Annotated in this window: 12 protein-coding genes; 10 read left to right on the top strand and 2 right to left on the bottom strand. The window is 56.4% G+C overall.

Going from position 1 to position 12,521, the window contains the following annotated elements:
* Positions 1-37: 37 nt before the first annotated feature.
* A complete protein-coding gene (gene pyrC, locus GL2_RS01120) occupies positions 38-1,069 on the bottom strand; it encodes a dihydroorotase (RefSeq protein ID WP_143728898.1) in 1,032 nt (343 codons plus the stop codon).
* A gap of 318 nt (positions 1,070-1,387) precedes the next feature.
* Between pyrC and GL2_RS01115 the strand changes: the two genes are divergently transcribed.
* From GL2_RS01115 to GL2_RS01070, 10 genes are all read left to right on the top strand, one after another.
* Positions 1,388-2,608 (top strand): argininosuccinate synthase, encoded by a 1,221-nt coding sequence (locus GL2_RS01115; protein WP_143728897.1) that lies wholly within the window; start codon positions 1,388-1,390, stop codon positions 2,606-2,608.
* Positions 2,609-2,763: 155 nt separating this feature from the next.
* Positions 2,764-4,218, top strand: coding sequence for a cytochrome-c oxidase, cbb3-type subunit I (ccoN, locus tag GL2_RS01110; protein WP_143728896.1), 1,455 nt, complete (start codon positions 2,764-2,766; stop codon positions 4,216-4,218).
* A gap of 11 nt (positions 4,219-4,229) precedes the next feature.
* Complete coding sequence (ccoO, locus tag GL2_RS01105) at positions 4,230-4,847, top strand: cytochrome-c oxidase, cbb3-type subunit II (protein ID WP_143728895.1); 618 nt, start codon at positions 4,230-4,232, stop codon at positions 4,845-4,847.
* An 18-nt stretch (positions 4,848-4,865) separates the two neighbouring features.
* Positions 4,866-5,099, top strand: coding sequence for a cbb3-type cytochrome c oxidase subunit 3 (locus GL2_RS01100; RefSeq protein WP_143728894.1), 234 nt, complete (start codon positions 4,866-4,868; stop codon positions 5,097-5,099).
* Positions 5,099-6,007, top strand: coding sequence for a cytochrome-c oxidase, cbb3-type subunit III (ccoP, locus tag GL2_RS01095; RefSeq protein WP_143728893.1), 909 nt, complete (start codon positions 5,099-5,101; stop codon positions 6,005-6,007). The genes GL2_RS01100 and ccoP overlap by 1 nt, the downstream gene beginning before the upstream one ends.
* 139 nt (positions 6,008-6,146) lie before the next feature.
* The gene (gene ccoG / locus GL2_RS01090; RefSeq protein WP_143728892.1) at positions 6,147-7,565 is read left to right on the top strand and encodes a cytochrome c oxidase accessory protein CcoG; all 1,419 of its coding nucleotides are present in this window, start codon (positions 6,147-6,149) and stop codon (positions 7,563-7,565) included.
* Between the two features lie 86 nt (positions 7,566-7,651).
* Entirely contained in the window at positions 7,652-8,176 is a 525-nt protein-coding gene (locus GL2_RS01085) for a FixH family protein (RefSeq protein WP_143728891.1), read from the top strand.
* Positions 8,173-10,620, top strand: coding sequence for a heavy metal translocating P-type ATPase (locus GL2_RS01080; RefSeq protein ID WP_232053727.1), 2,448 nt, complete (start codon positions 8,173-8,175; stop codon positions 10,618-10,620). The genes GL2_RS01085 and GL2_RS01080 overlap by 4 nt, the downstream gene beginning before the upstream one ends.
* Before the next feature lie 15 nt (positions 10,621-10,635).
* Positions 10,636-10,815 (top strand): cbb3-type cytochrome oxidase assembly protein CcoS, encoded by a 180-nt coding sequence (ccoS, locus tag GL2_RS01075; protein WP_143728890.1) that lies wholly within the window; start codon positions 10,636-10,638, stop codon positions 10,813-10,815.
* Between the two features lie 3 nt (positions 10,816-10,818).
* Positions 10,819-11,559, top strand: coding sequence for a sulfite exporter TauE/SafE family protein (locus tag GL2_RS01070; protein ID WP_143728889.1), 741 nt, complete (start codon positions 10,819-10,821; stop codon positions 11,557-11,559).
* 70 nt (positions 11,560-11,629) lie between these two features.
* Here the strand turns inward: GL2_RS01070 and nadC are convergent, their stop codons facing one another.
* Positions 11,630-12,484, bottom strand: a complete 855-nt coding sequence (gene nadC, locus GL2_RS01065; protein ID WP_197736501.1) for a carboxylating nicotinate-nucleotide diphosphorylase — start codon at positions 12,482-12,484, stop codon at positions 11,630-11,632.
* Positions 12,485-12,521: the final 37 nt, after the last annotated feature.

Genomic DNA, 12,521 nt, shown 5'->3' with positions numbered 1-12,521 from the left:
TCAGCGGGCTCTGGGCCCGCGAAGGCTCAAGCCGGAATTATACGAGTTTCCAGTTCAGGGTTTCACCGGCAGCCAGGGGGATCAGTTTTTCACCCCCCATAGCCAAACTTTCCGGTAAGTCCCAAGGCTGCTTCACCAGGGTAATGGTGCCTTCATTGCGGGGCAGGCCGTAAAAGTCAGGGCCGAAATTACTGGCAAAGCCTTCGAGCTTATCCAGTTTGCCCTCGCGCTCAAACGCCTCCGCGTACAGTTCGATAGCGGAGTAGGCGGTATAGCAACCGGCACAGCCGCACTCGTGCTCTTTTTTGTGGTGCGCGTGAGGAGCCGAATCGGTGCCGAGGAAAAACTTCGGGCTACCGCTGGTGGCCGCCTCTATCAATGCCGATTGGTGCTCGCCGCGCTTTAGGATTGGCAGGCAGTAGAAGTGCGGACGAATGCCGCCAACCAGCATGTGGTTGCGGTTATATAACAGGTGGTGGGCGGTAATCGTCGCCGCAACACCTTCACGGGCATTTTTAACAAACTCTACGGCATTTGACGTAGTGATGTGCTCAAGCACTATTTTAAGTGTGGGAAAATCGTCTACCAGGCGTGATAGGGTTTTCTCAATAAAAACATGTTCGCGGTCGAAAATATCGATATCACTGGTGGTTACTTCCCCGTGCAGCAGCAGCTTCATGCCGCAGGCCTGCATTTCCTCCAGGGCGGGGTAAATATTGGTGATATCGGTGACCCCGGAATCGGAGTTGGTGGTCGCGCCGGCTGGGTACAATTTGGCTGCGATCACACCGGAGGCGTGGGCCTGACGGATGACTTCGGCATCGGTCTTATCGGTCAGGTAAATGACCATCAGCGGCTCAAAAACGCAGCCGGTTGGAATCTGCGCACGGATGCGCTCGCGATAGGCCTGGGCCATGTCGGCGTTGGTGACAGGTGGTACCAGGTTGGGCATCACAATTGCGCGGTGAAATTGTCGGGCGGCATCGCCAACGGTGCGTTCTAGAGCGCTCCCGTCACGCAGGTGAATATGCCAGTCGTCGGGGGCGCGAAGAGTGATTTGCTCCGTCATGGTACTCCGTAGTCTTGAACGCTGTAGTGAGTCGTTGTGCGGCGCGCATGCTACCCGATACGGGGTGAAATTGCGATGCACAAAAAGATTGAAAATTAATCAATTGTGTCGACAAGTGCCTTGGCGCTAGTCGATCGCGAGCAGAGGCGCTACAATCGCGCCCCGATAAACAGTGTGGGTATTATTGTGCCCATAATACCGACCCTGGGTATACCTCCAAGAATAACTCCCCCAGACCGACATTAATTCGCGCAATAGGCGATCCATATCGCTGTGCCTAATGTTGTGATGGCGTGTTCCCGGCAGCAGAGGATAGCAATGAGCAAAATCGAGAAGGTAGTACTGGCATATTCCGGCGGATTGGACACGTCGGTGATTGTGCGCTGGCTGCAGGAAACTTACGGCTGTGAGGTGGTAACTTTTACTGCCGATATCGGCCAGGGTGAGGAAGTCGAGCCGGCGCGAGCCAAGGCCGAGGCCCTGGGCGTTAAAGAGATTTACATCGATGACCTGCGCGAAGAGTATGTGCGCGATTATGTCTTCCCGATGTTCCGTGCCAACGCTATTTACGAGGGTGAGTACCTGTTGGGTACCTCCATTGCGCGCCCACTGATCGCCAAGCGCCTGATTGAAATTGCCAACGAAACCGGTGCTGATGCCATTTCCCATGGCGCTACTGGTAAAGGTAACGACCAGGTGCGCTTTGAATTGGGCGCCTACGCATTGAAGCCGGGCATCCAGGTGATTGCGCCCTGGCGTGAGTGGGACCTGAATTCCCGCGAAAAGCTGATGCAGTATTGCGAACAGCACAAAATTCCGGTGGACTTCTCCTCTGGTAAGAAGAAGTCCCCTTACTCAATGGATGCCAACCTGCTGCATATCTCCTATGAGGGCGGCAACCTTGAAGATCCGTGGGCGGAAGCCGAAGAGGATATGTGGCGCTGGAGCGTAAGCCCTGAGGCTGCGCCGGAAGAGCCCACCTATATCACTATCGCTTTTGAAAAAGGCGATCCGGTAGCGATCGACGGCGAGCGGATGAGCCCGGCGGTTCTATTGGAAACCTTAAACAAGATGGGCGGCGCCAATGGTATCGGCCGCCTGGATATTGTTGAAAACCGCTACGTGGGTATGAAGTCCCGCGGCTGTTACGAAACCCCAGGCGGTACTATCTTGCTGAAGGCCCACCGCGCGATCGAATCGATCACCCTGGATCGCGAAGTGGCGCATATGAAAGATTCCCTGATGCCGCGCTACGCTGACCTGATCTATAACGGCTACTGGTGGTCACCGGAGCGCCGCATGTTGCAGGCTGCGATCGATGAATCCCAGCTGGTGGTGAACGGCGAAGTGCGTCTCAAATTGTACAAGGGCAGTGTGAGTGCCGTGGGCCGCCGCTCTGCGGACAGTCTCTTCGATGAGCGTATTGCGACCTTTGAGGATGATGCCGGGGCCTACGACCAGAAGGATGCCGAGGGCTTTATCAAGCTTAATGCCCTGCGTCTGCGTATCGCAGCCGGTAAGGGAAGAAAATTGATTTAGTTGATTTAGATCATTCTTGGCTAGTGCGGGGTGCGCTTAAATCCTTATCTGGCCAATAAAGTGACAGTTATGTTCATGCATGACTGCCGCAGACCATGCGGTGGGCCAGTCCCGCTCAGTGGAACCGATTTTAAAAAAGCAACGGAAGTTTAAACATGACGACAACGGTGGCAAAGACCGGCCCTGTGCCGGACTATGACTACAATATCGTGCGCCAGTTCACCATCATGTCCGTGGTCTGGGGCATTTTTGGTATGGGCATGGGCGTATTGATCGCAGCCCAGCTGGCCTGGCCAGAACTCAACGATTTCTGGCAGCCTTTCTCACACTTTGGGCGCTTGCGGCCACTGCATACCAACGCGGTAATTTTTGCCTTTGGTGGTAGTGTTCTGTTTGCCACCTCTTATTACGTGGTGCAGCGCACCTGCCAGGTTCGTCTGTGGGGCGGTTGGCTGATCCCCTTCACCTTCTGGGGATGGCAGGCCGTTATCGTAGCGGCGGCAATCACTCTGCCAATGGGTTTCACTTCCACCAAGGAATACGCTGAACTCGAGTGGCCGATTGATATCCTTATCGCCCTGGTTTGGGTTGCCTATGCGCTGGTGTTCTTCGGCACCATCATGAAGCGCAAGACCTCCCACATTTATGTGGCGAATTGGTTCTTCGGTGCCTATATCATCACTATTGCTGTGCTCCATATTATTAACAATCTGGAGATCCCTGTTGCCCCGTTCAAGTCTTACTCTATCTACTCGGGCACCAAGGATGCAATGATCCAGTGGTGGTATGGCCACAACGCAGTAGGGTTCTTCCTGACTGCTGCCTTCCTCGGCATCATGTACTACTTCGTGCCCAAACAAGCTGGTCGACCGGTTTACTCTTACCAGCTCTCCATCGTGCATTTCTGGGCACTGATCTCTTTGTATGTTTGGGCTGGTGGTCACCACCTGCACTACTCAGCGCTGCCTGACTGGGCCCAGAGCTTGGCGATGGTTATGTCCCTGATCCTGCTGGCACCCTCCTGGGGCGGTATGATTAACGGCATCATGACCCTGTCCGGTGCCTGGCACAAACTGCGTACCGATCCGACTCTGCGCTTCCTGGTGGTATCCCTGTCCTTCTACGGTATGTCCACCTTCGAAGGCCCGATGATGTCCATCAAGACTGTGAACGCACTGTCCCACAATACCGACTGGACTATTGGCCACGTACACTCCGGCGCATTGGGCTGGGTTGCGATGATCTCTATCGGTGCCCTCTACCACCTGGTTCCAGTACTGTGGAAGCGCCGCGAAATGTACAGCATCAAGCTGATCAACGCGCATTTCTGGCTGGCGACTGTAGGCACCGTACTGTACATCGCCGCGATGTGGGTGAACGGTATTACCCAGGGCTTGATGTGGCGTGCATTTAATGCCGACGGCACCCTGACCTACAGCTTTGTGGAAAGTGTGGTTGCGAGCCACCCGGGTTACGTAGTGCGCTGGCTGGGTGGAACCATGTTCCTCGTGGGCATGCTGCTGATGGCTTACAACGTTTACCGTACGGTTACCCAGAAAGTAAACGATTCTCAAGCCGATAACACCGTTCGAGCTGTACCGGCGGCATAGGAGAGCAGACAGTGAAGAATCATGACCTCGTAGAAAAAAACATCGGCTGGATGATCTTTTTCACCATTGTTGCCATCAGCTTTGGCGCTCTGGTGGAGATTGTTCCGCAGTTCTTTACCAAGGCTAACTACACGCCCCTGCCGGGCCAGAAGCCACTGACCGCACTACAGCTGGAAGGCCGCGATATTTATATCCGTGAAGGCTGCCACGTGTGTCACACCCAGATGGTGCGTCCACTGCGCGCCGAGGTTGAGCGCTATGGACACTACTCCATGGCCGAGGAATCCGTGTACGAACACCCCTTCTTGTGGGGCTCCAAGCGTACCGGTCCCGACCTGGCCCGTGTGGGTGGCCTTTACTCCGACGAGTGGCAGCGCGCTCACTTGTACAACCCGCGCAGTGTAGTACCTGAGTCCATCATGCCGGCCTACCCCTGGTTGTTCGATAACGTGGTTACCGGTAATTACACTGCGCGCAAGATGGAAGCACTGCGTCTCGTCGGTGTGCCCTACACCGATGAAGATATCGCCAACGCTGCCGAGCCATTCGCCGGAGGTAAGGTGAAGGAAATTGATGCTCTGGTCGCTTACTTGCAACAGCTGGGTACTCTGGTCACCCAAAAACGCTAATAGCGAGGAAGGAAGCTCGTGACTATCGAAACTTTGCGGGAAATCGGACTGGTTCTAGGCTCTCTGGCTTTTCTGGCTATCTGCTGGTGGGCCTTCTCTCCGAAGCGCAAGAAGCGCTTCGAAGAAGATGCCAATTTGCCATTTGCCGATGATGAGCAACAGGCCGATAAGGACGCGTCGGCCGCTCAGAAGGATGAATCCAAATCCGGGGAAGAGCCCGGAACTGAACGAAAACAGGGGCAGGACAAGTAATGAGTACATTCTGGAGTTTGTGGGTAATTGTGCTCACCATCGCCAATCTGGCGTTGATTACCTGGGTACTGTTCGCCAACCGAAAAGTTGCAGTGGACGACCAGGCTGAACCGGAAAATAAAACAACGGGCCACGTGTACGATGGCATTGAGGAGTATGACAACCCTCTGCCCAAGTGGTGGTTCTTGCTGTTTATTGCCACGTTGGTGTTCTCCGTTGGATACTTGGTGATCTACCCGGGTATGGGTAACTTCAAAGGTGTGAGCGGCTGGTCTTCTGTTGGTGCGCTGGAAGCTTCCCAAGCCAAGGCCCAGGAGAAGTTTGATGAGCACTTTGGCAAGTATCTCGATATGCCTATCGAAGAAATTGCCCAGAGTCCTGAAGCGATCAAGATGGGTTCCCGTATCTTTGCCAACAACTGTGCCGTGTGTCACGGGGCGGATGCCGGTGGTAACTTCGGTTTCCCGAACCTGACCGACAACGCCTGGTTGTATGGCGGTACCCCGGATAAAATCCTGGAGACCCTGAATAACGGCCGCCAGGGCATGATGCCTCCGCAGGGTCCGGTGATTGGAGAGGAAGGGGTTAAGAATGCTACTGAGTATGTTCTTTCCCTGAATGGCCTCGATCACGACCAGGCTATGGCTGCCAAAGGACAGAAGGTATTCAATACCGTGTGTATGGCCTGCCACGGTATGGACGCCAAGGGCAACCAGCTTCTCGGTGCGCCGAACCTGACCGATGACCTTTGGTTGTACGGCAGTGATCGTGAGCAGATCCAGCACAGTATCCGCAGCGGCCGAAGCAATATGATGCCTGCGCAGAAAGATAAACTGCGCGAAGACAAAATCCGCCTGGTGGCGGCCTATGTCTACCACTTGTCCCAGCAGGACGAGGAACAGCAGTAATCGAATAAGGCCCGGCTATGCTGGGCCTTATTTTTTTTGAAGGAACTCCGGGTGATGCAGGGACGGAGATAAAAGCCTCAACATAAGTGGCTGACTGTTGCCGGCGTGCAGATAATGCCCGTGTGAGAGTGAGGTTTTTGTGAGTGACTTGATTCCCACCCGCGAGGAGCAGGAAGGTAATGGCGAAGTCCGCTACCGAATGCTCTATGAATCGGATGACAAAATTTATATTCGCCATATCCGCGGTATTTACACCCGGATTCGCAAATATACCGGCCTGCCGCTATTGTTGGCCTTCTTCTTTATCCCATGGATCAATATCGACGGACGTCAGTCAGTCTTTTTCGATCTTCCTACCCGTCAATTTCATATTCTCGGCACTACCTTTGGCCCTCAGGATGGCTTCCTTCTCGCCTGGCTGCTGATTATTGCCGCTTTTGCCCTGTTCGCCATTACCACCTGGATGGGGCGAGTCTGGTGTGGCTTTACCTGCCCACAGACCGTCTGGACCATGATGTTTATGTGGGCCGAGCGGGTTTGTGAGGGTGACCGCAACAAGCGTATGAAACTCGACAAGGCGCCCTGGAACGCAGAAAAGGTCCTGCGCAAGGGGGGCACTCATTTCATTTGGCTGCTGATCTCCCTGGCAACAGCGCTGGCTTTCGTCGGCTACTTCTATGGTATCCGCGAGCTGGTGGTGGACCTAGCTACCTTCAAGGCCCATCCACAGGGTGTTTTCTGGGTCGCCTTCTTTACTTTTGCCACCTATATGAACGCCGGCTTCCTGCGCGAGCAGGTGTGTAAGTACATGTGCCCCTATGCGCGTTTCCAGTCGGTGATGTATGACCAGGATACCCTCGCGGTTTACTACGATGCCCAACGGGGGGAGACCCGCGGTCCACGCAAGAAAACGGTGGATTACAAGGCAGAGGGTATGGGTGACTGCATCGACTGTTACTGGTGTGTGCAGGTATGTCCGGTCGATATCGATATTCGCGATGGCATGCAGTATGAATGCATTAACTGTGGTCTATGTGTTGACGCCTGTAATAGCGTCATGGACAAGATGGGCTACGATCGCGGCCTGATCCGCTTTACCTCCGAGGATGAGCTGGAAACCGGTAAGACCAACTTCCTTCGTCCGCGCCTGTTTGGGTACGCACTGGTCCTGCTGGCAATGATGGGTTTGTTCTCCCACCAGGTTGCCACGCGCAGCCCGATCGAAGCCGAAATTACCCGCGACCGCGGTGCGCGAATGTACCGGGTATCCCAGGGACTGGTGCAAAATGTATATACCGTGAAGATCAACAATATGGATCAGGCGGCACACGAGTTCACTATTCGTGTAGATGGCAACCCGGATTACGACTATTCGGTTCGCAAGCCGCGTACGATCTTCCTGGAGGCCGGAGAGATTTTCTCCGTTCCTATCCGGGTGAGTGTACCCAAGGCGCAGTTGAAAGAGAGCAAGCACGATATTGATATCGTGGTGCAAGCAGTCGACAACCCTGAGTTGACCGACAAGCACCGTACGGTATTTATTGGTCCCAAGCAGTAGACGGGAAGCCGTTCCCGTTGCAAAGTACGGGCCCGCCCAGGCGGGCTCGACTTTTCTGCATAAAACGGTAATTTTTTGGTAACGTGATGAATGAACCAACGTCGAAACCCTGGTATCGGGAATTCTGGGCCTGGATGGTCCTGGCACCGCTGATTACAGTGCTGGTAGTGTCCTCCATTACTGTCTCCATAGCCGTGCGCCACGCTGACGACCAGGTTACGGACAACTATTACAAAGACAGCCGAATGTACCATTTCTCCGCAGAGCAGGATCAGCGCGCAGAAGCGCTGGGGTTGGCGGCGATGGTACAGTTCCAGCGTGATGCTAGTGGGGTGGTTGTCGAACTGAATGGCAATACCGAATACCCGGAGAAGCTTTTACTTACCCTCAGCCACCCGATAGAAGAAGATCTGGATCAGCATATTGTGTTGTCTCAGCTTTCCGTGGGTCGCTATTCGGGTTCTGTACCTGTCGAGCTGAAAAACCGCTGGTACCTGCGCCTGATGCCAGAGCTCAATCCTAAGCAGCACAAGAGTGCCGAGTGGCGCTTGAAGGGCGAAATTAATTTCGACCTCGGCGAGGCTGTGCCCCTGAACGCTGCGAGTCAATGACGTCCTTGCCCTGTTACCACTGCGGGCTCCCGGTTCCCGCTGGCAGTAACCATTCGGTTGTGATCGAAGGGGCTGCGCGTGAGATGTGTTGCCCTGGCTGTGAAGCGGTGGCGACCGCGATTGTTTCCGGAGGCCTGGACGGTTTCTATCGCTACCGGGAAAAGCAAAGTGACCGACCGGAGCAGACCCAGCCGCGCGATCGCTGGATTGCCTATGATCTTCCAGAAGTGCAGCAGCAGTTTGTCCACGACTGGGATGACGGCAATAACATGGCGGCTCTGCTGATTGGTGGTATCACCTGTGCTGCCTGTGTGTGGCTGATAGAAAAGCACCTGGGGCACATGGAAGGGGTCGAGAAAGTCTCGGTCAACGCCAGCACCCAGCGTGCGCAGATCGTGTTTAACCCTGAACGGGTAAAACCCAGCCAATTATTTGAGGCGCTGGAGCGTATCGGTTACCGCCCAGCACCCGCCACCGCAGCCAACCGGGAAAATGTTATTCAGACCGAGCACCGCGCTGCCCTTCGTCGCCTGGGAGTTGCGGGCCTCGGTACCATGCAGGTGATGATGTTTGCCATCGCCCTGTACTTTGGTGCTGGTAGCGATGGTGTCGGGGAATTTGAGCGCTATTTCCGCTGGGTATCGCTTCTTGTGGCTACTCCCGTAGTCCTCTATGCCGCGCGCCCATTCTTCAGCGCGGCATTGCGCAGCCTGCGCGCGCGCCACCTGAGTATGGATGTACCGGTCTCCCTTGCTATCGGGCTGGCCTATGGCGCCAGCTTTTATGCCACAGTCTTCGGCACCGGCGATGTGTATTTTGAATCCATCTCCATGTTTACCTTCTTTTTACTACTCGGTCGCACTGTGGAGATGCGTGCACGCCACCGCGCCGGGCTTGCCAGTGGCGGTCTGGCCCAGCTGCTGCCAATGACCGCAGCCAGGTATGACGGCGATCAAATAGTCCATGTGCCGGTGGCCGCACTGGCGCCAGGCGAGCGGATTCTACTGTGTCCCGGCGATACGATTCCCGCCGATGGTGAAGTGTTGGAGGGGGAGAGCGGTGTGGATGAATCTCTGCTCAGCGGTGAGTCCGCTCTGCAGCAGAAGTCCGTGGGCAGCCCCGTATATGCGGGCAGTGTGAACGGCGACTCCAGTCTCACCGTGCGTGTGACTGCAGCGGGAAAATCCACCCGTTTGTCAGCTATTGAGCGCCTGGTCGAGCGTGCCCAGCTGGACAAGCCCGGCCAGGTAGCCCTGGCAGATCGGGTTGCCGGTATTTTTGTCGGGGTCGTATTGCTCGCGGCCCTGGGAGCTTTCGCGGTCTGGTGGCAGCTGGACCCGAGTCGGGCCTTCTGGGTTGCCCTATCGGTTCTGGTAGTGACATGCCCCTGTGCGCTGTCCCTGGCCACGCCGGCGGCGCTGGCCTCTGCAACGCTGCGCCTACAGGAGCTGGGGCTGCTGGTGGCCGGCGGTAATCTTTTGGAAGTCCTGCCCCGTGTCAGCCGCGTAGTGTTCGACAAGACAGGCACTCTGACCCGGGGTGAACCGCGAATTCTGCAGATTGAATTGTTGCGTGACGGCTGGACAGAACAGCGGGTTAAGGATGTGGCCGCTGCACTCGAATCGCAAACCCATCACCCGCTGGCCCGTGCATTTCGCGCCTGGCGCGGTAATCTGACAGCAAGTCACCTCAAGGTATACACCGGTCGAGGGCTGGAAGGGCAAATTGACGGGCTCAACTACCGCCTTGGCCGCGCTGATTTTTCTGCGCCACAAGCGCAAACCCCGCCCCAGGGTGAGGGGCAATGGCTGTTGTTGGCCGACGCGAGTGGCCCGCTTGCCTGGATTGCCCTCGGTGACAAACTGCGTGACTCGGCGAGCGATGCGGTGCGACAGCTGGGTAGGCAGGGGTTGTCGGTTGAATTGCTGAGTGGTGATCAGTCCGGAGAAGTCCAGCGCTTGGCTGCGCAGGCTGCGATCGAACATTTCCGCGCTGGCGCATCGCCCGAAGACAAGCTTTCCCACATGCAGCAGTTGCAGGCCCGGGAGGAAAAAGTCCTGATGGTGGGTGATGGGCTCAACGATGTTCCGGTGTTGTCGGGTGCCGATGCCTCGGTGGCGATGATGTCCGCAGCCGATCTGGCCCAATCCCGCGCCGACGCCATCCTGTTGAACGGTGATCTGCGGGTGCTGCCCCAGGCAATTGACCTGGCACGTAAGTGTCGCCAGGTGGTGCGGCAGAATTTGGCCTGGGCTTTAGGCTACAACGCCATTGCGCTTCCGCTGGCGGTTTGTGGTCTGGTGCCGCCCTGGGCGGCTGCCATCGGCATGTCAGTCAGTTCGCTGGTTGTGGTTCTCAACGCCCTGCGCTTATCTCGCGCAGAGGCTCCGATTGAAAGTGCGGGCACCCAGGCATCCCACCTGGAGCCGGGCCTTACTGATTAAAGAGAGGAGTGAATTGTGGACAGTCTTTATTTCCTGATCCCTATTGCGGTGGCGTTGGTCGCCTTCGCCATCAAACTCTTTTTCTGGGCGGTGAACAACGGCCAGTACGATGACCTCGAGACAGAGGGACGGAGAATACTGTTTGAGGATGACCTGCAGGATCAGTCAGCGGCAGATGTAGACAAGGAGAAGTAGCCAGTGGGGGATTGGGGTTTTTTTGCGGCTGCGCTCGCTATCGGTTTTCTCGGCAGCAGCCATTGTATCGGCATGTGTGGGGGTATCTCAGGCGCGCTGGGAATGGCTGTACCCGGCAGGCAGACTGCCTGGGTGCAGCTCGGTTCATACCAGCTGGGACGGCTCGGCAGCTACACGTTGATGGGTGCCCTTGCAGGCGCCCTCGGCGCAGCGGTGCTGCCGGCGCTGACACCACTGCGTTTTGCCGCGGGTATCATGTTGATTGTCATGGCGCTCTACGTGGCCGGCATCTGGCGCGGTCTGGTGTGGTTGGAGAAGGGCGGCAGCTATTTATGGCGCTATGTGCAGCCTCTTGCGGCGAAGCTGTTGCCGGTGCGTTCCGCAGGGCAGGCGGTTGCCCTCGGTTCATTGTGGGGCTGGCTCCCGTGTGGTCTGGTATACAGCGCGTTGACCTTCGCTCTGGCCCAGGGTAGTGCCGAGCGCTCGGCATTGGCGATGTTCGCCTTTGGCCTTGGTACTTTACCGGCCATGCTGGCCACCGGTGCTGCCGCCGTGCAAGTGCGTAAAATTGTGCAGAAACCGGGGGTTCGCCTGGGGTTTGCCGCGGCAATTTTGCTATTCGGTTTGTGGACGATCTGGGGTGCTCTCGGCCATGGAGGCCATGGTGACCACAGTAATCATGGGGCTATGGGAACAATGGAGTCTCCACAGGTGGAAGAACAGGAGCAACATCACCACCATTAAAGTGAATTGGCGCCGCTTGAGTGCGGCGCTGGCGATTGGTAATCAGCTGGTACTTGTGAATAAGCGGAATTTATAGATCGATGCGCAGGGAAAGATCAATCGCACGCAGGTGCTTGGTCAGGCTGCCAGAAGAGATATAGTCAACATCCAGCGCTGCCAGCTGCTGAATCCTGTCCCGGTCAACACTGCCGGAGATTTCTATCTTGGCCTTGCCCTTGGCCAACGACAGGGCGGTGCGGGTATCGGCATCATTGAACTCATCGAGCATGATGACATCAGCACCGCTGTTCAGCGCCTGCTTCAGCTCCCCTATAGTCTCCACTTCTACCTCTACCAGTGCGCCGGGTTTAATAGCTCTGGCCTGGGTCACCGCCGCATCGATACCGCCAGCTGCGGCGATATGGTTTTCCTTGATCAAAAATGCATCGTACAGCCCGATACGGTGATTGTGGCAACCACCGCACAGCACCGCGTATTTCTGTGCGCTGCGCAGGCCGGGAATAGTTTTGCGGGTATCGAGAATCTTGACTTCGGTATCGGCAGCGCGGTCTGCGAATTCTGCTGCAGTAGTTGCGGTGCCGGATAGCGTCTGCAGGAAGTTGAGGGCGGCGCGCTCGCCGGTGAGGATTGCACGGGCGTTGCCGTCCAGTTCAAACAGGACTGAATTTGCCGCTACCCTGTCGCCATCCTCAAAGTGCCAGCTCAGCTTTAGCTCAGGGTCCAGCTGTCGAAAGACCTCGTCTACCCAGGCGCGCCCGCTCATTGTGCAATCCTCACGGGTGATCACGCGTGCACGGGCACTGCACTCGGCGGGGATCAGCTGCGCGGTGATATCTCCGCTGCCGACATCCTCGTCCAGCGCTATGCGCACGGACCTTTCCAGGTCGGTCATGATGTTTGGGATGGCGGAGTCTTGTGGCTGCATTGGGGAACCTCGATAAAAACGCGCGGGCAGTTTACCA

The sequence above is a fragment of the Microbulbifer sp. GL-2 genome (assembly GCF_007183175.1).
In the GTDB taxonomy this organism is placed as follows: Bacteria; Pseudomonadota; Gammaproteobacteria; order Pseudomonadales; family Cellvibrionaceae; genus Microbulbifer.
The sequence above is the reverse complement of the archived record's forward strand: the minus strand, read 5'-3'. Positions and strand labels throughout refer to the sequence as shown.

Coding starts and splice junctions, on each gene's coding strand:
- pyrC (WP_143728898.1), bottom strand. CDS start 1,069: ATGACGGAGCAAATCACTCTTCGCGCCCCCGACGACTGGCATATTCAC.
- GL2_RS01115 (WP_143728897.1), top strand. CDS start 1,388: ATGAGCAAAATCGAGAAGGTAGTACTGGCATATTCCGGCGGATTGGAC.
- ccoN (WP_143728896.1), top strand. CDS start 2,764: ATGACGACAACGGTGGCAAAGACCGGCCCTGTGCCGGACTATGACTAC.
- ccoP (WP_143728893.1), top strand. CDS start 5,099: ATGAGTACATTCTGGAGTTTGTGGGTAATTGTGCTCACCATCGCCAAT.
- GL2_RS01085 (WP_143728891.1), top strand. CDS start 7,652: ATGAATGAACCAACGTCGAAACCCTGGTATCGGGAATTCTGGGCCTGG.
- GL2_RS01080 (WP_232053727.1), top strand. CDS start 8,173: ATGACGTCCTTGCCCTGTTACCACTGCGGGCTCCCGGTTCCCGCTGGC.
- nadC (WP_197736501.1), bottom strand. CDS start 12,484: ATGCAGCCACAAGACTCCGCCATCCCAAACATCATGACCGACCTGGAA.